This window comes from uncultured Nocardioides sp. (assembly GCF_947488025.1).
Taxonomy (GTDB): Bacteria; Actinomycetota; Actinomycetes; order Propionibacteriales; family Nocardioidaceae; genus Nocardioides.
In genome coordinates, this window is sequence record NZ_CANKYS010000004.1 from 145466 (window position 1) to 165571 (window position 20106).

25 protein-coding genes are annotated in these 20106 nt (G+C 68.2%); 10 read left to right on the plus strand and 15 right to left on the minus strand.

The annotated features are described in order from the left end of the window. Positions 1–102 precede the first annotated feature (102 nt). Positions 103–807 (plus strand): EcsC family protein, encoded by a 705-nt coding sequence (locus Q1B24_RS09445; protein WP_299926837.1) that lies wholly within the window; start codon positions 103–105, stop codon positions 805–807. Positions 808–992: 185 nt separating this feature from the next. Here the strand turns inward: Q1B24_RS09445 and Q1B24_RS09450 are convergent, their stop codons facing one another. Further along, positions 993–1763 (minus strand): VTC domain-containing protein, encoded by a 771-nt coding sequence (locus Q1B24_RS09450; protein WP_299926840.1) that lies wholly within the window; start codon positions 1761–1763, stop codon positions 993–995. Further along, on the minus strand, positions 1760–2359 hold the full coding sequence (locus Q1B24_RS09455; protein ID WP_299926842.1) for a DUF4956 domain-containing protein: 600 nt from the start codon (positions 2357–2359) through the stop codon (positions 1760–1762). Before Q1B24_RS09455 ends, Q1B24_RS09450 begins: the two co-directional genes overlap by 4 nt. 112 nt (positions 2360–2471) lie before the next feature. On the opposite strand from Q1B24_RS09455, the gene Q1B24_RS09460 reads away from it, so the two are divergent. Next, positions 2472–2831, plus strand: coding sequence for a hypothetical protein (locus Q1B24_RS09460; protein WP_299926845.1), 360 nt, complete (start codon positions 2472–2474; stop codon positions 2829–2831). Next, positions 2828–3232 carry a hypothetical protein gene (locus Q1B24_RS09465; protein WP_299926848.1) on the plus strand — a complete coding sequence of 135 codons (405 nt, stop codon included), beginning with the start codon at positions 2828–2830 and terminating at the stop codon, positions 3230–3232. The genes Q1B24_RS09460 and Q1B24_RS09465 overlap by 4 nt, the downstream gene beginning before the upstream one ends. Before the next feature lie 11 nt (positions 3233–3243). Here Q1B24_RS09465 and Q1B24_RS09470 read toward each other — a convergent pair whose 3' ends face one another. From Q1B24_RS09470 to Q1B24_RS09480, 3 genes are read right to left on the minus strand one after another with little or no spacing between them, the layout of a single operon-like run. Next, complete coding sequence (locus Q1B24_RS09470; protein ID WP_299926851.1) at positions 3244–3603, minus strand: hypothetical protein; 360 nt, start codon at positions 3601–3603, stop codon at positions 3244–3246. Positions 3604–3622: 19 nt separating this feature from the next. Then, positions 3623–4945 (minus strand): wax ester/triacylglycerol synthase domain-containing protein, encoded by a 1323-nt coding sequence (locus tag Q1B24_RS09475; protein ID WP_299926854.1) that lies wholly within the window; start codon positions 4943–4945, stop codon positions 3623–3625. A gap of 19 nt (positions 4946–4964) precedes the next feature. Then, positions 4965–5453, minus strand: coding sequence for a nitroreductase/quinone reductase family protein (locus Q1B24_RS09480; RefSeq protein WP_299926857.1), 489 nt, complete (start codon positions 5451–5453; stop codon positions 4965–4967). A 169-nt stretch (positions 5454–5622) separates the two neighbouring features. On the opposite strand from Q1B24_RS09480, the gene Q1B24_RS09485 reads away from it, so the two are divergent. Next, positions 5623–6030, plus strand: coding sequence for a hypothetical protein (locus tag Q1B24_RS09485; protein WP_299926860.1), 408 nt, complete (start codon positions 5623–5625; stop codon positions 6028–6030). 33 nt (positions 6031–6063) lie between these two features. Here Q1B24_RS09485 and Q1B24_RS09490 read toward each other — a convergent pair whose 3' ends face one another. Beyond that, positions 6064–6723, minus strand: coding sequence for a Type 1 glutamine amidotransferase-like domain-containing protein (locus Q1B24_RS09490; protein WP_299926862.1), 660 nt, complete (start codon positions 6721–6723; stop codon positions 6064–6066). 78 nt (positions 6724–6801) lie between these two features. Further along, positions 6802–7995, minus strand: a complete 1194-nt coding sequence (gene serA / locus Q1B24_RS09495) for a phosphoglycerate dehydrogenase (RefSeq protein WP_299926865.1) — start codon at positions 7993–7995, stop codon at positions 6802–6804. Positions 7996–8110: 115 nt separating this feature from the next. Here serA and Q1B24_RS09500 point away from each other — a divergent pair, with 115 nt between their 5' ends. Further along, on the plus strand, positions 8111–8629 hold the full coding sequence (locus Q1B24_RS09500; protein ID WP_299926868.1) for a hypothetical protein: 519 nt from the start codon (positions 8111–8113) through the stop codon (positions 8627–8629). Between the two features lie 9 nt (positions 8630–8638). Here the strand turns inward: Q1B24_RS09500 and Q1B24_RS09505 are convergent, their stop codons facing one another. Beyond that, positions 8639–9028: a hypothetical protein gene (locus Q1B24_RS09505; protein WP_299926871.1), complete on the minus strand. Its 390-nt coding sequence runs from the start codon at positions 9026–9028 to the stop codon at positions 8639–8641. A 203-nt stretch (positions 9029–9231) separates the two neighbouring features. Here Q1B24_RS09505 and Q1B24_RS09510 point away from each other — a divergent pair, with 203 nt between their 5' ends. Next, positions 9232–9870, plus strand: a complete 639-nt coding sequence (locus Q1B24_RS09510; protein ID WP_299926873.1) for a hypothetical protein — start codon at positions 9232–9234, stop codon at positions 9868–9870. 46 nt (positions 9871–9916) lie between these two features. On the opposite strand, the gene Q1B24_RS09515 is transcribed toward Q1B24_RS09510, so the two are convergent. The 3 genes from Q1B24_RS09515 to Q1B24_RS09525 are packed head-to-tail and all read right to left on the minus strand — an operon-like array spanning position 9917 to position 11673. Continuing rightward, a complete protein-coding gene (locus Q1B24_RS09515) occupies positions 9917–10369 on the minus strand; it encodes a hypothetical protein (protein WP_299926876.1) in 453 nt (150 codons plus the stop codon). Between the two features lie 31 nt (positions 10370–10400). Next, positions 10401–11150 carry a DUF4386 domain-containing protein gene (locus Q1B24_RS09520; protein ID WP_299926879.1) on the minus strand — a complete coding sequence of 250 codons (750 nt, stop codon included), beginning with the start codon at positions 11148–11150 and terminating at the stop codon, positions 10401–10403. A gap of 37 nt (positions 11151–11187) precedes the next feature. Continuing rightward, complete coding sequence (locus tag Q1B24_RS09525; protein WP_299926882.1) at positions 11188–11673, minus strand: DUF6326 family protein; 486 nt, start codon at positions 11671–11673, stop codon at positions 11188–11190. A 271-nt stretch (positions 11674–11944) separates the two neighbouring features. Between Q1B24_RS09525 and Q1B24_RS09530 the strand changes: the two genes are divergently transcribed. Then, on the plus strand, positions 11945–12244 hold the full coding sequence (locus tag Q1B24_RS09530; protein WP_299926885.1) for a DUF3303 family protein: 300 nt from the start codon (positions 11945–11947) through the stop codon (positions 12242–12244). Positions 12245–12370: 126 nt separating this feature from the next. Beyond that, positions 12371–13336, plus strand: a complete 966-nt coding sequence (locus Q1B24_RS09535; protein ID WP_299927212.1) for an NAD(P)-dependent alcohol dehydrogenase — start codon at positions 12371–12373, stop codon at positions 13334–13336. A 215-nt stretch (positions 13337–13551) separates the two neighbouring features. On the opposite strand, the gene Q1B24_RS09540 is transcribed toward Q1B24_RS09535, so the two are convergent. Beyond that, a complete protein-coding gene (locus tag Q1B24_RS09540; protein WP_299926888.1) occupies positions 13552–14355 on the minus strand; it encodes a hypothetical protein in 804 nt (267 codons plus the stop codon). A gap of 739 nt (positions 14356–15094) precedes the next feature. On the opposite strand from Q1B24_RS09540, the gene Q1B24_RS09545 reads away from it, so the two are divergent. Further along, a complete protein-coding gene (locus Q1B24_RS09545; RefSeq protein WP_299926891.1) occupies positions 15095–16507 on the plus strand; it encodes a DUF2971 domain-containing protein in 1413 nt (470 codons plus the stop codon). Between the two features lie 468 nt (positions 16508–16975). On the opposite strand, the gene Q1B24_RS09550 is transcribed toward Q1B24_RS09545, so the two are convergent. Continuing rightward, complete coding sequence (locus Q1B24_RS09550) at positions 16976–17287, minus strand: hypothetical protein (protein WP_299926894.1); 312 nt, start codon at positions 17285–17287, stop codon at positions 16976–16978. A 167-nt stretch (positions 17288–17454) separates the two neighbouring features. Further along, on the minus strand, positions 17455–17961 hold the full coding sequence (locus Q1B24_RS09555) for a hypothetical protein (RefSeq protein ID WP_299926899.1): 507 nt from the start codon (positions 17959–17961) through the stop codon (positions 17455–17457). Between the two features lie 452 nt (positions 17962–18413). Between Q1B24_RS09555 and Q1B24_RS09560 the strand changes: the two genes are divergently transcribed. Continuing rightward, complete coding sequence (locus tag Q1B24_RS09560; protein ID WP_299926902.1) at positions 18414–18716, plus strand: hypothetical protein; 303 nt, start codon at positions 18414–18416, stop codon at positions 18714–18716. Between the two features lie 148 nt (positions 18717–18864). Here Q1B24_RS09560 and Q1B24_RS09565 read toward each other — a convergent pair whose 3' ends face one another. Then, entirely contained in the window at positions 18865–19533 is a 669-nt protein-coding gene (locus Q1B24_RS09565) for a hypothetical protein (RefSeq protein WP_299926905.1), read from the minus strand. Positions 19534–20106 lie beyond the last annotated feature (573 nt).

Genomic DNA, 20106 nt, shown 5'->3' on the forward strand with positions numbered 1-20106 from the left:
GCGCAGCTTCTGCGGCCCCAGAACCTGCCTCCCCACCGCCCAGTCCACAACGCTGAGAGGATGGGACGCCCGTCTGACCGTTGTGTTCGTAGTGTTTGCCGCATGGGACTCAAGGACCTCCGCATCCCCGGCCGCGCCGAGGCACGTACGACGTCGTCGGCGCTCGAGGCCGCCGACGACCCGCGGCACGACCCCGGGACCATCGACCGGCTGGTCACGATGCTCCTCGACGTCGGCCTCGACGGCCGCGGCCCGCTCGACCCGGTCCGCGAGGTGGCCGAGGAGGCGCTGCGCAAGGCCGGTGGCGACCGCGACAAGGCGATCGCCGCGCTGGCCCGGCGCAGCACGATCGGCGGCGCGGCCGGCGGCTTCGTCACCGGCATCGGCGGCTTCGTCACGATGCCGGTCGCGCTGCCGGTCAACGTCGCGGAGTTCTACCTCCAGGCGGTGCGGATGGTCGGCGCGATCGCGGTGCTGCGCGGCCACGACATCGACAGCCCGCGCGTGCGCAGCGCGATCCTGCTGACGCTCGTCGGCGCGGACTCCGACGAGGTGCTCAAGCGGGCCGGAATGGCCACCGCCGGCAGCCGGGCGACGTCGTTCGCCCTCGGCGGCCTGCCGCCCGCGGCGCTGATGATGATCAACAAGGCCGTCGGCTTCCGGCTCATGCGCGGGGTCAGCGAGAAGACGCTCGCCGGCCTCGGCCGCGGCGTCCCGTTCGCCGGCGGGTTCGTCGGCGGCGGGATCGACGGCTTCATGATGAAGAAGATCGCCGACCACGCGATCAAGGAGCTGCCCGTCGTCTGATCCCTTCGGCCTCCGCGAACAGGTCGAGCGCGACGGCCTCGTTGAGCGCGGTCTCCGAGCTGTCGGAGCGGACGATGGACTCGCTCCATCCCGAGATTGAACTGCCGTCAATGAACTCGTCGAGCCGGATCAGCCAGGGCAGGTCGGCCGGGTCAGCGACGGGGGTCGGCGTACGAGTCGGTGCGTCATGCGAGGGCTCCTTCGCGGAGGGTGAGGTGGTCGGCGAGGTGGCGCGAGGTGACCCGGTGCCAGCGGTTGCGCGGGAGGTCGGGGGTCAGCAGCGCCAGCCCGGTGCCGTACTTGGAGATCCGGACCGGCCGGTGGCCGAGCTCCCACAGGCGGCGGTCGAGCGGGCCGGGGCCGGGGGTGCCCGACTTGGTCTCGACGACCAGCACGTCGCCGACCTCCGCGGTCCCGTGGCCGGAGACCCAGCGCAGGTTGCGGTCGACGGTGGCCCGGCCGGCGTCGCCGGGGAGGAGCAGCGTCGTACGCCGGTAGCTGGTGTGCAGCGTCGCGACGAGGCCGGCGGTGTCGACGTCGTGGACGTGCGCGGCTCCGAGCCGGTCGCGCACCCAGGCGGCCGCGGGTCCGGACACGTCGGGCGCGTCGTGGGGCAGCCGCTCCTTGACGGTGGTGCCCCGCAGGCCGCGCGTCTTCACCTCGAGCCAGCGCTCGCCGGTGTCGGCGTACACGCGGGTACGGACCTTCCAGCGGCGGCGCCGGGGGTGGGCGGCGGCGCTCCAGCTGTCGAGCCCGACGGTGTCGAGATAGGTCGACTCGTAGCGCGAGCTGCGGCGCCCGTCGATCTCGAGCACCCGCAGCCCCGGGACGCAGGTGACGACGGCATCGAGGTCTTCGGTGGCGATGACGTACTTCCGGTCGGTCCGGGTCAGCAGCTCCGCGCGGTCGTTGAGCTCGGCGAGCGTGACCGCGGGGAGGTGGTCGCAGCCCTTCATCGGGTGACGGCCGGTACGTCGTGGCGCTCGGCGCGCGGCATGGCCGGGCGCGGCGCGAGGGCGTAGTGGACCTCGACCGTGGTGGTGTCGTTGACCAGGTCGACGCGGACCGGCGTGACCCGGGTGACCCTGGCGTCGAGGAGCAGCTCGAGGCGGGTGACCAGCTCGCGCTCGTGGGTGACGGCCCGGTCGAGCACGACGACCTGGCGCAGGCCGGTGGCGTGCAGCAGGCGGCTGTCGGCGAGGGCGAGCACGACGACGAGGCCGACCATCAGCGCGATGGACAGGCCCACGTCGCCGGTGCCGAGGCCGCCGAGCAGGCCGATGGCGAGAGCGGCGAAGTAGTAGGCGATCTCGTGCTGGCCGAGCTCGTCGGAGCGGAGCCGGATGATCGACAGGACACCGAAGAGCCCGAGGCCGAGCCCGACGGTCGCGGCGCTGCTCGCCAGCACGATGGTCACGGCGAGCACGCCGACGTTGACCGCGACGAAGGCGGTGACGAGGTCGGCGCGGCGGTGGCGCGGGTAGTAGACGGCCAGGGCGAGGACCAGCACGGCGACGAGGTCGACGGCGGCGAGGAGGTAGGTGGGGTTCATCGGGTTCCTTCGTGGGCGGGTCGGTGCCCCGAGGTTGTCCGGCCCGCCTGTCCCCCGGCTGCCGCGATCCTGTGGCGGATCTGTGAGGACGGCCCTGCGACAATCGACCCTCGTGGACGGACCCCTGCCCCTCGCGCTGCTCGTCGCCTCGCTGCTCTTCGCGGTGGTGGTGCTGGTCTACGTCGTGCTCGACCGCACGCCGGACTGGGGACTGCTCGGCTTCGCCGCGGTCATCGAGGCCGCGACGCTGGTGCTGCTCGTGATCGCGGCGGTGCAGGTCGGCGACGCCGACCTCTCCGGCCCGTCGGCGATCACGCTGTTCGGCTACCTGGCCGCCGGACTCGTGCTGCTGCCGCTGGGCTTCGTCTGGTCGCTGGCCGAGCGCAGCCGCGGCGCCACGGCCGTGCTGATGGTCGCCGGGCTGACGCAGGCCTTCGTCGTCGTACGCGCCCTGCAGGTGTGGCAGTCGTGACCCGCACCGCCACGTCCACCTCCTCGGGCCTCGGCCGCGCCCTCGTCGCGGTGTACGGCGTCTTCGCCCTCGCCGCGACCGCGCGCTCGCTCGTGCAGCTGGCCACCAAGGCAGACGAGGCGCCGCTGGCGTACGTCCTCTCCGCCGTCGCCGCGCTCGTGTACGTCGCCGCGACCCTCGGCCTCGCGGAGGTCGGGCCGAACCCCCGCCGGCTGGCGTGGGCGGCCGTCGGCTTCGAGATGGTCGGCGTGCTCACCGTCGGCACGCTGACCGTGCTCGACCCGGAGCTCTTCCCCGACGCGACCGTGTGGTCCGACTACGGCGCGGGGTACGGCTGGCTGCCGCTGGTGCTGCCGTTCGTCGGCATTGCCTGGCTCTGGCACACGCGGGCGCGGGACTGACCTACCGAGTCCTAGGTGGTCGAGCGACCCGCGTGGTGCTCGCGGTAGGGCTGGTAGAGCCGCCAGAGGAACGACTCGAGCTCGACGGCGAGGTCGTCGTCCAGGGACGGGAACGAGAAGGTCGCCTTGCCGGTCCGGCGCTTCGTGAACGCCTCGGAGGAGCCCTCGAGCGCCTCCGGCCACGTGTCCACGGCGATCGCGTAGAGCGACACCTTCTGGGCGCTGCGCTTGACGGCCGCGAAGTAGTCGTGGGCGCCGGAGCCGGGCCAGCGCAGCGACGGCATGCCATAGATGGTCGCGTCCTCGAGCTCGTCCCGGTAGGGCTCGAGGAGCGCCCAGATCCGGGCTTCGACCGCGTCGAGATCTGCCATCGGTCGAGTGTAGGAGCCGCTACGGCTCGAGGGCGGCGAGCACGTCCAGCTCGTCGCGCAGCCCGGCCAGGAGCTCGTCGAGGTCGGGCACGTGGTCGGGGTCGACGATGGCGGTGACGGTGACCGTGCCGGCGTAGGAGAGCACCTCGAAGTACGCCGTGATGTTGCCGCTCTCCGACAGGGCGACCGGGACGGCGGCCCGCACCCGGCGTCCGGCGACGTGGACGGACTCCTCGGGGCCGCGCACGTGGCTGACCAGGGTGTGCAGCCGCTGCTGGTGTCGCATGTACCAGCGGAAGCCACCCAGGGCAGCCAGCGGCCGGAACAGCCCACCGAGCAGGGCGATCGGGGGCGGGCCGCTCGCGTCGGCGCGGTGCCGCCGCACCTGGCCGGCGACGGCGAGCAGGCGGCTGCGGGCGTCGCCGGTGGTCGGGACGGTGACGAGCATCGGGCTGACCATGTTGCCGAGGGAGCCGTCGTCGTCGCTGCGGCGCCCGGAGACCGGGACCGCGATCACCACCGCGTCGACGGCCTCGCCCCGCCCCCGCAGCACACGCTGCAGGGCACCGGCGACAGCGGTCAGTACGGCGTCGTTGCCGGTGGCGCCGAAGCGGTGGGCGGCCTCTCGCAGGGCTCGGCCGTCGACGGCCACCACCCCGATCGCACGCCGGGGACCGGTCGGCTGCAGCAGCGAGCACGACTCCGCGCGCGGCGGTGCGAGCCCGCCGGCGGCGGCGAAGGAACGGCGTACCTGCCGCAGCCACCAGCGCCCGCGGCCCAGCGACCGCAGGTGCGTGCGCCAGGCGTCGAGGGCGAGCTCACGGGTCGTCGGACGCTCGCGCGGGAGCGGCTGCGCGGCGGCGGACGCGCCGGGATCGACGAGGGTGGCGAGCACGGCCAGGCCGCCGACCCCGTCGGCGAGGACGTGGTGAAGCACCACCACCAGGCTCGTCGCACCGTCCGTTCGACCGGTGACGACCGCGGCCGACCACAGCGGCGCCTCTGCTGGCACGGGCTCGGCGACCACCGACACCACGGTCTCCAGGAAGGCCCGCTCGTCCCCCGGCGGCGGGCACGCCACGTGGCGCACGTGTCGGCGTACGTCGAAGCGCGCGTCGTCGACCCAGATCGGTCCGCCGCAGCCCCAGGGCGTGGGTACGAGGCGCTGCCGCAGCCGCGGGACCGCCGCCAGCCGCTCACCGACCAGGCGGGTCAGGGTCGCGACGTCCGGACCGTCCGGGCCCGACTCGAGCACCAGCGCCACGCCGATCTGCTCGGCGCGGCCGCCGCCCTCCATGGCGAGGAAGGCGCGGTCCGCGGTGCTGGCGCGCTCGATCGGCACCTCGTCCTCCCCCGCCCAGCTAGGTAGCCGTCGCGGTGTCCCGGGGCTCGAGCACGACCACCGCGGTCTCGGCGGGACGGCGGGCGGCGTACGCGTCGAGGTCCTTGTCGATCTCCGCCCAGCGCACCCACAGCCGCTCGCGCTCGGGTCCGTGCGCTGCGCGGGCACGAACGGCTCGGGTGCCGTCCTTGGTCTGGACCGTGGCGTCGGGATGGGCCTGCAGGTTGAGCCACCAGGCGGGCTCGGGCGGGCCCCAGCCGTTCATCGCCATCGTGACGAGGTTGTCGCCGTCCTCGATGTAGCCGACCAGCACCTGCCGCGGTTGGCCGGAGCGTCTGCCCGTGGTGGTGAGCCAGAGCGCTCCCCAGCCGTTCGGCTTGGGCCGCCACAGCCCGACCCGGCCCCGGGTGGTGCGTACGAGCGCGCGGTGGGCGTGCCAGAACGCGACGACGAACCAGCGTGGCGGCAGGTTCGCCCTGCCGCGACGGGACGTACGAGCGGTTGTCATGGCCGGCCCTCCTCGCTCCCCACCTCCGGGTCTAGCACCCGCGCGAGCCAGGCCCCTAGGGCCGTTGGTCCTCCGGTGTCGCCGTCCAGCGCGGACGGCCGGTCGACGAAGTCGTCACCGACCTGGAGCCCTGCCATCATGGGTGGAAGCCCTCGTCCCAGGAGCAGCCGTGATCGACATCCGGTTCTACCAGGCGGCCGTGGTCGTGATCCCGACCCTCGTCGTTGCTGCTGCCCTCGCGAGCTCCGGCTCCGGTCCCGAGTCTCGGCGCTTGGGAGGAGAGCAACGCCGCATGGCGGCCTGGGGCGTCGGCGCGGCGATCATCGGGGTCTGCTTCGTGGTCGTCGCGGAGCTCCTCGCCCTCGTGTCGCTGGCTGCGGACACGACCGGCCCGTGGACGTTCGTCGTCGTCCTCGCCGCCATCACCATGCTGTGTGCCGGCCTCGCGATCAGGGCGGTGCAGCCGCTGGTCGAGCCGTTGCGCGGAACGTGGCTGGAGGGGATCGAGTGGCTGGTCATCGTGACGACCTCGGCCTTTGCCGCAGCCGCGATCAGCCTCGTCCTCCTGGAGTCGTGACGTCCGTGGGGCCTGCCCGTCGTATGGGCCGGGTCAGGAGGAGAGCAGCTCCCAGCGCCCCTCGGAGATGACCTCGACCGCGCCACCAGTCACCGTGATGGCGCTCTGGTCGTCGAGGGCGTACGCGGGCCCGCCGATGCCGGCCGACCAGCGCTGCGCCTCGGCCAGGGTGTTCTCCGGAAAGACGTCGAGGTGCGGGAAGATCGAGAAGTCCACGACGCCGAGCGTGCGGTCGTCCGGCGCGGACGGCCACTCCACGAAGTCGTCACCGACCCGCGGGGTCATCACCATGCTTCCTGCACTGACCCCAACCCAGACGGTGTCGACGAGCGACGGCAGGAGGTCGGCCAGGCCCGACTCTCGCATCCAGTGGCACAGGTACGTCGCCTCGCCACCGGCGACCAGCAGCACGTCCGCCTGCGTGACCCACGGAACCCACGTGTCCGCGCCGATCGTGGGCAGTGTGCTCAGCTCGAGGACGCCGAGGGACCCCCACTCCAGGGAGGTCATGCCGCCCCAGGCCCGCCCGTCCAGGAAGCCCTGTGCCGCGACCGGCACGTCCCGGGGATAGCCCCAGAGCGCCGTCGGGATGCACAGCGCGGTGGAGTCCGCGACCGGCTTGCCCAGCAGGTCGACCAGCGCACCACTGATGCTGGTGTTGGTGATGCCACCGGATGTGAGAAGCAGCTTCATGAGTCCTCCCGAGTCCAGCGCGACGCTAGCGCAGCGGACTGACAGTCCGGCTGGCCGAAACGGCCAGGTTCGCCAGCATCACCAGGTGCGCACCCACACGCAGTGCTCCGAGCTCCGCAGCTCCGCGATGGCCTCGGCGGAGAGGGGCTCCGACGCGTCGGTGACGACGTACCCGAGGTGGTCCCTGGTCGCCAGGTGCTGACCGATCACGTTGTCGCCGGCCTCGGCGAAGACGGCGTTGAGCCGGGCGAGCACGCCGGGGACGTTGTGGTGGAGGAAGCCCAGCCGGTGCTCACCGGTCAGCGCGGGCGTGAGGACCTGCGGGAGGTTGACCGACAGCGCCGTGCTCCCCTGCTGGGCGAACCCGGCGAGCTTCTCCGCCACGAACCGCCCGATCTCCTCCTGCGCCTCCTGGGTCGAGCCGCCGACGTGGGGCGTCAGGATGACGTTGTCGAGGCCGCGCAGCACAGACACGAACTCGTCGCCCTGGGCCTTCGGCTCGACCGGGAAGACGTCGACCGCCGCGCCCGCGATGTGCCCGGACAGGACGTGGCTGCGCAGCGAGTCGTAGTCGACCACCATGCCGCGCGAGGCGTTGATGAAGAGGGCGCGTGGCTTCATCGCGGCGAACTCCTCGGGACCGAAGAGGCCCGCGTTGCCGGGCCGGCCGTCGACATGGAGGCTGACCACGTCGGCGATCTCGAGCAGCTCAGCCAGCGACGCCATCCGGCGGGCGTTGCCGTGGGCCGGACGGTCCGCCTTGTCGTAGAAGACCACCCGCATCCCGAGCGCCTCGGCGACGTTCGACAGCTGGGTGCCGATGTTGCCGTAGCCCACGATCCCGATCGTCCGGCCGCGCACCTCGTGGCTGCCCCGCGCCGACTTGTCCCACACGCCGTCGTGCATCCGCTGGGTCTTCTCCGGCAGCCGCCGGGCCAGCGCGATGATCTCGCCGATGACCAGCTCGACCACGCTCCGGGTGTTGGAGTACGGCGCGTTGAACACGCCGATGCCCCGCTCGGCGGCCGCGTGCAAGTCGACCTGGTTGGTGCCGATGCAGAAGCAGCCGATCACCTCCAGGTCGGGAGCCGCCTCCAGGACCCGCTCGGTCACCGTCGTGTTGGACCGGATCCCCAGCAGCTGTACGCCGTCGAGCGACGCGAGCAGCTCGTCCTCGCGCAGCGCGCCCGAGCGCAGCTCGACCTCGTAGCCACGGGACCGCAGGACGTCCACGGCCGTCGGGTGGATGTTTTCCAGGACCAAAGCCTTCATGCCGCCACGTTAGGGCAGTCTGTGAGTGCCACCTGGCGCCGGCTTCGGTCATGGACTCCGCTCACAGGAAACGTTGAGCAGGCGACAACCGGATCTCGTACGTTGGTCACCTTCCATGACCCCGTACGCACACCTGACCGAGCAGCAGGCGGCGGCCGCCCTCGAGGAGTTCCTCGCGGAGCGGCCCGCCGCCTTGCGGCATCTCGAGCTCGCCGTGGGCGATGCGGTCGAGCTGGACCGATCGGTCGAGAGCCTCGGACCGTTGTGGGTCTGGATGAAGGAGCGGCTCCGGCTCGGGCCGTCCGGACAGCAGCCGTCCTGGTCGAGGCTGGGGCTCGGGGAGCACGAGCGACTGGACGAGGGTTCCCTCCGGCTCCTCGACGGCCTGATCTCCTACGTGATCGACATCGTCACGAGCGCCGCCCCGGACGCGAGGTGGGAGGTGGCGACCGACCCGCACCCGCAGTTCCTCCACCAGAACCAGCCGATGCTGAGGGCAGGAGCGTGGGAGCAGGTGCCAGCCACGACGATCGGCAACCTGGGGCGCCAGGTGTTCAGCGAGTGGCCGCCGGCCGATGACCGACTCGAGTCGGTCATCCGGTCCTGGCTCGCGGATCTCGCCGACACCCGATGACGGCCCCGGTCAGGTCTCCCCGCCGATGTCGAACTCGTACGCCTCGAAGACGAGGTCGGACCCTCGCTGGCGGTGCCGGACGAGCCTGCCCAGCAGCGCCGTACCCAGGTCGCGGACCCGATCGACGTCACCGCTGACACCTGACGGTTCGACGCGGGACAGGAGGCTGTCGACCTGGCCACGGATCAGCACGTGCTCGTGGGTGAGGGTGGCGACGGCTCCGGACAACCGTGGCGAGGCCTCGAGGACTTCGCGATGCAGACCGTCGGGTGCCTCGGTGATGTCGACGTGCTGGCGGAAGTCGCCGGCGAGCTCCACGACAGCGACGTGGACCCGTTGGGCCCACCGTTCCAGGTCGCTGACGGCTGGCGCGGCCAGCGCACCCTCCAGAGCGCTCATCGACTCACGCAGCTCCGCGCGGTGTCGCCGGAGCTCCTCGAGGAGAGCTTCGTCTGATGCTGGCGAGCTCGGTTCCATCGACCCTCCGTCCCCGGACCGCGATCTCCCCAGTGTGGCGCGCAAACCCGGCATTCCGCGACACCTCGGACAGACTGCTCTAGCCATCCGTTGCTGGCTCGCTTCCCGAGCCCTACATTGCGGGCATGGCGGACATCATCCTGGGCGTCCTCGCGATCGTCGCGGGAGGCGCCATGCTCGTCGCCGGCCAGGCCGTGCTGCGACTCATGATCCCCATCTGGGGCTTCTTCGCCGGCTTCGCCGCCGGCGCCGGCCTCGTCGCAAGCTTCGCCGACGAGCGCTTCCTCGGCACCGTGCTCGGCTGGGTGCTCGGCTTCGTCCTCGCCCTGGTCTTCGCGATCCTGGCCTACCTCTACTACTACGTCGCCGTCGTGCTCGCGATGGGCGCGGCCGGCTTCGCGATCGGGTCGGGCCTCATCGTCGCCCTGGGGATCGACTGGAACTGGGTGGCCGTCCTGATGGGCATGGCCGTCGGCCTCGTCCTCGGGGTGCTGGCGGTGTTCACGAACGTGCCGATGATGGTGCTGGTCATCATCGGTTCCATCGCCGGCGCTGTCGGCGTGACGGGCGGCCTGATGCTGATGGTGGGCTCGCTGAACTCCGCCGACTTCAGCCGGGGCGACTTCGTCGACCGCGTCTCGGACAGCTTCGGCTGGTCCCTGCTCTTCCTGGTGCTCGCCCTCGGCGGCATCGCCATCCAGGCCATGCAGCGGGCCCTGATGCGCCAGAGCATCCAGGACACCTGGTACGCCGACGTCCGCTGACCCGGGTCGGACGCGGCGGTTCGACACGACCTGGCGACCGCGCCCCTCAGCTCGAGCCGGCGCCACTGGTGCGCCTACGGACACGACCGGCGGCGTGGAGGCACAGGAGCCCGATGGACAGCCCGAGGGCCGAGAACCTCAGCACGTTGATCCCGGTGGCGACGAGCAGGTAGTGAAACGGCCTGTCAGTCGATCCCAGCAGCTTGCCCGGGACCTCGACCAAGACCGTGACCACCACGACTGCCAGGAGGCACACGAGGAGTGCCTTCGTCACCGGCCCGCGACCCGGAACGCGGTGAGGGAACCTGAGGAGGATCCAGCTCACGGAGAGGCCGGCGAGGGTGCCCCCCACCGCTGCCTCGATCAGCATCGGGGCGTACGGAATCGAGAGCGCATCCCTGTAGTCGGCAGCCAGTGGCGTCAGGGAGATCGCCAGGTTGGTCACCCAGAACGCCACGGCACCGGCGATCGACAGACCCCAGATGCTTCGCGACCACATCACACGGCCCCTTGCTCCGCTGCCTGAGGCGCTAGTGGATGCCCGGAGTCGACCGCGTGCTGACGCGCGCATAGGCGCCGTCATGCGGCGCGTTGAACCCCCTCGCCAGCAGCCACCCGGCGAGCACGATCTCCTGCAGGAAGATCGGCGCGGCGAGGAGCACGTAGTCCGAGACCGGTGTGCTCCTGAAGAGGGACAGAAGGCATGCGACGAGCAGCATGAGCACGGCAACGAGTCCCCAGAGCGACAGCCAGCGCGGCACGAGCTCGGCCCTGTAGAACACCCAGTAGTACATGAGCGCCCCCGCGATGAATGCGAAGACCGCGATCAGACCGGCGCTGTGTCGCACCGTCGTCAACGCGTCGAACGTCGCCCGGACCGTCACCGCCCGTCCTGCCGTTGCAGAAGCGGCCTGCTCACTCAGTGGCAACAGCGAGAGAAGGACGACGACACCGACCAGGTACATCACGGCTTCCATGGTCCGGAAGACGAGAGAACCGGCCGCCAGCAGCTGGTCGATGCTGCGCAGAAGTGGATACAAGGTGATCGCTACGCCGACGCTGGCACCGGCCGCGACGATGCGCAGGAGCACCGAGGCCGCCAACCAGTCGGGATGCTGGGCCATGGCGGCAAAATCGGGCTCAACGACGTCCGCGATGACGACAGCCGTGGTGGCGAGGATCAGCAGCAGCCCTGTCGTACGAGAGATGCCCCTGATCGGGCGCACAAGGCCCACGGCCACCGCGTCGGTTGGCGCCGAGCCACTCGGGATCGGGTTCATCGTGACCTCCTGGCGATCCGCTTGCGGCGGTGCCGAGCTAGCGGTGGACCTTCGGCGCCGATGGCACCCGTGTGCCAGCCCGCGAATCGTCCGGTGCAGCGGCGCCCGACGTGGTCGTCGTCGGCCAGGTCCACGCGTAGTAGATGACACCGGCCAGCAAGGCGGCCTCGGTGATGCTGCCGAGGATGTAGTAGTTCCACTCGCCGATGGCGCCACCCACGATCGTGACGATGTAGAGGGCCGCGAGGACGAGGTTGGCCAGCCGTGTGACACGCGCCGTAAGGACGAGGCTGAGGAACAGCATCAGGCTGGGAACGAGGATGTAGATCGTGACGCCCAGCAAGAACCCTTGTCCGATCGTGAAGGCGAACATCTTGCCGGCTTCGATGTCGGCGCGTATGTCGGCTCGGTACATGCTGAACAAGTCGACGTAGGCAAAGACGAACATCATGGATGTCCACAGGGCGGCGATCTTGATCCGCGGGTTGATCCAGTAGTCCTGGTAGTGATTCGTGGCAGACACGGTGGCCTCCCAACAATTGTTCGGGTCTGCGGCTCCCGACGCCGGGACACGGAGGATCCCGCCTCCACCTCAAGCCTGCGCTGCGGTTGCCCGACCAGACAGAGGCGCAGGTCCTGCCGGAGGCCGCCGTTCGTCGCCGAAGGTCCCTATGTCGTGGGCTGCTAGACCGGTCTGCGCACACCTTGACCGCGCCGTCGTTCAGGAGTTGATTGACAAGTGACGCCGCACACGCGTCATCCCGACGCGGCAGCGGTCCGCGGAGGGATGAGCCATGAAGTACGTAGTGATGTGGGAGACGCGTCAGTCGACGAGCGAGGAGACCCAGGCACGCGGGCTCCAGGTATTCAGCAAGTGGTCGCCCTCCGAGGGAACGGACTTCCAGCAGTTCCTCGGTCGCGTCGACGGTCGAGGGGGCTTTGCGGTCGTCGAGACCGGTGACCCTTCGCTCGTCGCCAAGGACATGGCGACGTTCGGGCCGTTCTTCGAGTTCAGCCTGTACCCGGTGCTCGAGATCGCTGAGGCCGCCGGCATCGGCATGGAAGCGGTGCAGATGCGAGCCGCGATCAGCTGACGGGGCTCGTCCTCCCAAGGGATGCCGCCGCGGCGCGGGGATGCCGAAGGAGCTTGGTCGGATGTTCGACCAGGGGCGGTCTCGGCACCCGACCAACGCGAGCGTTCAGACGCCGAACGGCAGGCGATGCGAGCTGTCATCCAGGACAGGTACGGCCATCCGGACGTCCTCCGGTTGGGCGAGCTCCCGGAGCCCGTCCCGGCCGACGACGAGGTTCTGCTGCGAGTGCGTGCGGTCTCCTTGAACGGCTCGGACCGTGAGAACCTGGTGGGGAGTCCGGCGTACGCGCGGTGGTCCAACGGGCTGCGCCGACCGCGGCACCCGGTGCCGGGATCCGACGTCGCGGGCATCGTCGCCGCGGTCGGCAGTGCGGTCACGGAGTACGTCGTGGGAGACGAGCTGTTCGGCGAGCTGGCCGGATACCGCGGCGGGCTTGCCGACTTCGTTTGCACGCGACCCACGCTGTTGGCCCGCAAGCCTGGCGGGCTGTCGTTCGTGGAGGCCTCGACGATCCCGCAGGCGGGCGGTATCGCGCGCAGGGCGACCGTCGATGTCCGCCCGGGAGATCGGGTTCTGGTCAACGGCGCGGGCGGCGCCGGCGGTGTGTTCGTCGTCGCGCTGGCCAAGCATGCCGGAGCCGAGGTGACGGCGGTCGACCGAGCCGACAAAGCCGACTTCCTGCGCGAGATCGGGGCCACCCGCACGATCGACTACGCCACCAAGGACTGGGCCGACGAGCGCGACACCTTCGACCTGATCGTGGATCTCGTAGCCCACCGCTCACCGTTCCGCGTGCACCGCGCTCTGCGGCGCGGCGGGAGGTACGCGGTGGTGGGCGGCCTGGCCAGGATCCTGCTGGGCACCGCGGTCGCTGGCCCGCTGGTGGGACGTGCCACGGGCAAGAGAGTCGGCGTGCTGGTCGTCCCGCAGTCGCGTTCCGACCTCGAGGCGGTGACCGCCCTCGTCGCCCAGGGTGCCGTCACGCCGCGGATCGACCAGGTGTACCCACTCCGCGATGCCCCGGCAGCATTCGCCCGACTCGTTGCCGGCGAGAGCCGAGGCAAGCTCGTGCTCGAAGTGGGCGAGGGCTGACAGCCAGTGACGCGACCTCCCGCCCCACATCGAGGCCGGGGTTCTGAACTCGGATGCGGGTGCCGGTCCGGGATCCGGCCGGAGTGCGTGTTCTAGGCGGGAAAGGTGCGCCAAGCGGCCCCATGGCAGTCGCCAGAGGCACTGCCCTCCTCGTGGCGGTGTATCGCGGCGCTATGACGCAGGGGGAGTTCCACCGTCACAGCGGTTCTCAAGGGCTACAGGGCCTTAACAGTCTCTGCCGCGTGCGCCAGCACTTCCGGAAGGGCGTCCTCGGTAACGATGAGGCACCTAGTGAGGCCGACATCGGTCGAACTCCGCACCAAGACCTCGCCTCGCTCAATCGGTTCCACAGCGAGCTCGCCCTCGGGCGTGAGGAATCCGCGAAACAACGCTCCGCTGGTAACCACAACTGGAAAAACCGCGATGCGTATGGAGGCCCACTCAGTGCCTGGCAGAGGATCCTCGGGGTTCATGTCTCGTGTGATCCCATGAGCTGCCGCCACCGCAGACTGGACTGCATCCCACGCCGCATTGCGCTGGTCTCGCGGTGTCGAGGAGCCCATGTCTACTTCCACAACGCCAGTGCCGACGAGGCTGGGCCGGAACAGAGTGCGATTGAGATGGAAGTAGTCTGAGAGATCGGCGGCGTTGGACCATGGGTCAGGGAACTCGTGCCGGACCGCCCACTCCCATCGACTCTTCGCATCGTCCGTCGGGCCCTCGCCAGCGTCGAAGATGACCCATGGGAGCGGCTTGGATTTGCACTCAATTGAGAGGTACACAAAGCGGAAATCGTCTCCGCTCTGAGCAGTCCAGCAGGCGACGACATCGGTTTCACGTAGCTTGTCGGTCAAGGGGTCCACATACTGCCTTGACTGGGTCACGTACACAGGATTCGTGTGCCGCCGTGCTTCGCGCGCTACTCGAAGTTCCAATGGGTAGCCAGTCTCAGACAGTCGACGCTTGACCTTGGTCGCGAGATCTGTAGGCGTGCTCGTGGACGACGTGGGATCCGACATGGAAGGACGTTATCCCGACTGATGGGCGGCCACCGCGGGCTTCGAATGAGCAGCCAGCGATGGCATCGCGACCCCGTCGCGGCGCAATGTCGCGGGTCGCCAGCGCTTCCGATGCGCACCGACTGTTCGGATGGTCTCAGCCTGGGCTGATGGCTGTGCGGTTGTCGAGGTGGGCGGCGTGAGGCACACGACGTTCAGCGGCTGAGCGTTGAGCTGCTGAGATCGGGCGAAAGCTCGCGTCTCAGGTGGAGGTAGGACGTGGATCGTGGCCACACCGCGAGCAGCGGTCCTGTGTGGGCATGGAACCGCGGTAGCCGGCGAACCACGCGATCCAGTTCACGAGCCACCCGGCGACCGTAATGCCGCCGACGACGGCGAAGAACCAGACCATGAGCACCAACGCAACGTACGCGTGGCTGGGCATGCCGTCCTGGGAATCGCGGTTTTGCGGCCTTCGGGACTGCTCGACCCGCTCGGTCGTTGCGGCTTGGGGTGGCGAGCTGGCGTCGCGGCGCACTCTGACGCCGTCAGGCGGCGGAAGGACGCGCTGTCTGTTGTGGTCGCGCCACCCGCAGCACGCGGCCAACGAGCAGGGCACACATCGCGCGGTGTCGAAGAGACACTCGCCACCGAGGCACGCGATGTGAGTTCCATCAACGGTGATCGGCTGAGCCAGGTTGTCCGCGTGCCACCAGCCGTAGTGGGCTTGTTGGCTAGCCCTGGTGGTTGCATAGCACCTATGCCGACCGACTACACCGCGTACTTCGAAGAGGAACTGCGCAACGCCCCGAAACGGCAGACGGACGACCTGTATCACTACACATCCTCGGACGCGGCCATTCTTGGCATCTTGGCGACCCGGACGATCCGTCTGTCGCCGTTCCACGGCACGAACGACCTGTGGGAATCGAAACCCCTGTACCCAAGCTTGCAGGGCTCAGCCGAATTTAGGCCGGAGGCGACGATGGAGTTGTGGGACGAAATCGATCGGTACATCCGCATGCATTCCAAGGTCGCTTGCTTTGTAAATGATTGGGACCTTCCGGAGGCCGTGCTTGATAGGGACGCGCTCCGCGGGTGGTCCCACCTCTCGCTATGGGCCCACTACGGCCGGCGTCATGCCGGGGTGTGTCTTCGTTTCGATCGTCAGAAGCTGTTGTCGGCTTTCGAAGCGGCGAAGCGTTCCGCCGTTCACCAGTTCAGCGGCGACGTGCGGTACCGCACCGTGAGCCTTGGCGCTGGGCCAGAGGGCATCGACTTGCTTCAAGTCCAGGAGTTCGGGGCAGACGCGGCTGCTCTTCGTTACTCCGAGACTCACCACCAAGAGTTGTTTTTCAGCAAACATATGGACTGGTCAAACGAGTCAGAATTTCGTCTTGTTCGCACCGACTTATCGCCTTCACCGTTCTATCTCGACATAGCGGACGCGCTCAACGGCGTGTTCTTGGGAGATGAGTTCCCGACAGAGCGCATCCCTGCGCTGCAGGCAGTCTTGGGGCCATTGGCATCAGTTCCCACCTTCCAGCTTCGTTTCCACAACAGACGCCTCTGGTGCTACCCATTCGAGCTTGGGAGCACGTCCAATGCTGACGTGGTAGCGGAAACAGTCTCGAGTTTCAGTGCGCGTCGCGAGGGCACCCTAGCTGCGCGACTCGATGAATTGAGAGCGGCGGAGCTTGAAGCCGACGCATCTCTCACGGTCGCGCGCGAGGCCGCACAACCCGTAGCAGCGGTGCTAACCGAGGGTGTGGACTTGGTCGCGGCCGAGGTGGTGGAGTGGCCAGCAACCGTGGTCCAGGTCCACTCAAGCATCACCGCAGTTCCGGAGGGGCAACGCCGCCGCGCGCCCGGTACTGGCGAAACAGCGGCGTACGAGACGGGCCTCATGGTTGTCGCTGAGCACCAGCCCCAGTACAGCTTCACGTTCGTCGCAGCCGTTGCTATTCAAGTCTTCGACAAACGCGTCCGGATGCAGGCGACGATCTCGGTCGAGACCTGGTTGGACACAGGGAATTTGCAGGAGGAGCTATGGCGCGAAGTTGAAGAGACAGATGTGGCAGCCGCGCCCACTCTCGCGAAACTCTTGCTCGATCGACTGCGCGAGGCGTTACCGAGTTCTCGTGAGGCGTTTGACCGCAGGAGGGGGGTTTGACCTGTCGGCACGGCTGCAGTTGAACCCAATCTCAGGGCGGTACCTTGAACCGCGCTTTCACAACTCGGAGCCATCGAACCTGCTCGTAGGCGAACGTCTCCGGGCGCTTCTGATCCGTCGCTAGCCGAAGCAGCTGTGCCGGCAGGCGGCGAAATGGGCTAGGTATGGCATTGGCCGCAGCTCCACGTGCGTTGACAAACCTGACAGGCTGGCGTCATGTCGTCTGGAGATTGGTCCACGCACGCGCGGAGCGGCGAGGTGCACCTGTTGATCGGCGGTATCGAGACCGACGCCGAGGGTCGATCGATTGGGCGGACTGTCTGCGGGGCTGAGAGCGGCAGCTTCGGATGGTATGACCAAGACGACCTGAACCGACGATGCGCGGCGTGCTCGCGCCGAAGCACCTGATCACTGGCGTCTGCCGAGTTGGCAAGTACGGGCACGAGAGATCGCGGCGCAATGACGCGCTCAGTCGGGCGCGGGCGGGGCCTCCGGGTAGTCGACTCCGAAGTGGTGAGCGATCACAGACGTGGTCTCGCAACCCCAGCCGACTCGGCGTGCGATTGGCTCGTCCTCGAGGCCGCTGTCGCACGCGCCGCTGCCGGATCCACAGTCCCGGTGGAGCGCCAAGATGCGTCGGGCGAGAGGGTCGTTGATCGAATTCAATCGACGCATCGCGTCCAACCAGCGCGCCACCGGGGTGGGCCGGTCGTCGATCTCGTAAACGACGTCCATGTGAAACCGCTGACTGGCTTCCTCGTCGTACTCGTACCGCGTCATGTCGGGACGCTATTCGACCGGCGAGGTGCTCGCTGGCGAATCGCAATACGCCATCGCGTCGCTGGCACCACCTAGCTTCGCGCGACCAGGGTCAGACACCGACGGGCGGCGAAACGGGCTAGGCGCAGGCGCCATCTGCGAGTTGCCTAGCAGTCGTACTGCCAGGACTAGCTATCGCTGGAGAACTGGAGGTCCTTACGTAGCAGTTCGTACAGCTCCGCCCTCGAAGCGGAGAAGTTGGCACGTGCCTCAGCCTCTACCTCATCGCTTGAGTCGACGATGTCGATGATCAAGCCATCCAACTCATTGACCAACACCAATTGTTCCTGGGACGCGTAGAGCCGAGCCGCCTGGAGGGCGCTTTCATACGCTCGCCGCTCCTCCCGCCAAAGATCTGTCTGAGAACCGTCTGTCTCCTCAACTGGGACAAGGCTTGGGTCGATCCGACGATCGAGTCGCGAGAGAAACTCTGCGAAGGTGGTCACTCGCTCTTGGCGGAGTACCGCAATCTGGTCGTTTGAGATCTGCCTGTCAGTGGCCGAGGAGGCGAGTTTGGCGCCTCCGAGGGCACCAAGTACTCCGGCAAGGGCGGCGATCACAATGCCCGCCACAGCTATTGATGCGTCCACTTGCCATCGCTCTAGTTCGTTCATCTTCTTAGTTGCACGCGTCATGAGTGGCGATGCTAACCGGCGCAATGTCGCTACCCGGACACGCGCGGCGCAATGTCGCGCCCCGGACGGTACGCGGCGCAATGTCGCGCTTCGTCACCGCGACAAGTCGGGCTAACCAACGGCACTGCAGGCCCGCGCAAGAACACTCGTTCTGCCAGCGCGGCGGGCGGACAGCCTCTACGGTTCGCGGCGTGATTTCGCGCCTTTCACGTACTCGTTACTGCCGGCCGGCAACCCGTGTTCGCTCGCCAGGCGCTGTCGGTGGGCTGGTAACCAGCGTCGTCTACGCCGGGTTGAGTGGTCTAGTCGGATGTGCGGTTTCGACTCCAGAGCTGATGCAGTGGTCCAACTCGGGAGAGTTGTGCCTGCCGTTGCGTCCTGGAGTCACCGAGTACACACACGGTTGGGACAGGGTGCGGAACTCTGGAGACAGGCCTGTAGTAATCGATGAGGTGCACCTTGAAGACGCTGAGGGGTTCAAAGTGGTAGAGGTATTTCAAGCTCCCCTGCACGACGACGACGGAATGCTGTGGTCGACCTTGTCGCGTTGGCCGGGCCAGACGGGCGAGTTGCGTCCGCTCGGTGAAGTCATCAAGCCGGGCGATGAGGTGACGCTAGTGGTGCACCTGCGTCGCTCAGGTGACCGGGACGACGCGTCGATGAGCGGTCTGACTATCAACTACGCCGACGTCGATGGCGATCAACAGCGCACGCTGGTGACCGACGTCGCGCTCCAGGTGGCCGCCCGTTGCTGACAGCAGGAGGCCTACGTCTTTGCAGTAGGCGTGTCCAGCCTGCCGGGCCGCAGGCCGGTACGAGCGGATGTAGCGAACGTCCCCGACAGGCGGCGGTATGACGCGGCGGCGCGGAGCGCAACCGTTGCCAGTCAACGTTGGACCTTCCTCAGAGGCCGATGCGGATGGGGTCGATTCCGTGAGCCATGAACAGCTTGTTTCCCGCCGTCAGGACGGCCACGCGCTTGGCGTCGAGTCGTACCACAGCTTCCGGGTGCTTGAGTGAGCTCCAGTCCTGCAGGTCTCGCATGCTTCTGCGCAAGTGAGTGTCCATCCCATCGAGCGCGCCGAGAATGGGTGTGGCTAGCGCAACGTACTCGTCGCTGTAGCTGCGGTATGGAAGCACTCCGGTCACCAGATTTCCGTCACGGGTATACAGGTAGCCAGTGCGGAGGAATGCGGATGTATCGCGTATAGCTTTGAACTGTTCATCGAAGTTGTGTTCGGTGTCTGCCGGGCGCAGCAGCGCTGGCCGCTCGAGCGCCACCCGTAAAGCCTGCGCATGCCGTTGTTCGGCGTCGCCCGGGGCGCCCAGCAGTACGTGTTGCGCGTACGAAATCCCAGCGGCCGCGTGCCTGTTCAACCAGTCGTTGATCTGATCCCAGCTCCAAAGATCGACTGAGAATCGCTGCTTTGGGAGGGCCCGGACGGCCTCCTGGAGTCTGGCGTCGCTGCGAGCGGTAGTGGCGACTATGAATCGTGATAGGGCCGGTGTGTAGTTCTGCGCCTTAACTACCTCCTCCTCGACCGTCTTGCGGGAGAGACTGCCGGTCGTCAACTTGCATTAAATGCCGACGTAGCGGCCGTCATGAAGCGCCACGCTGACGTCAACGCCCTGCTGACTCTGTCCTTGGCGCCCGTTGAGTTCCGCCGCGGCGGCATTCAGAACAGGAAATGCCAGCTCGGCTAACAGACGTTCGAAAGCCGGTGCATCCACTGGCGGTGGGAACTGAAGGTGAGTCATCACTGGAGTCCATCCCTCGACACTGTTGTGAGCCTGTCTATCAATCCCTTGAGAAAAGGACCAGCCCGCTGTCTGCTTCACCCTCCGTCGCCACACCAATGCACCGTGGCGCGAGACGCGGGTGGAGGCTGGCGACCTTGTCGGCTCGGCTGCTAAATGTCGGAGGCGTACCCAGCCATCCTCGAGGGATCAGCCGCAGAACCTTCCGGGGTTCGCGACGTTAGGACGTCAAGCGCCCACCACGCGGCGGATAGACGCGGGGAAGCTGAGCCCGCCCCGCTGTGAAGGTGCCGCCGATGACGTGCCATTTCCGACATCGGGGATCAGCCGCACCCGCTGGTCGTAGTGCCTGCCCCGTCGGTGTCGTAACCCCACTCGCACAACCAT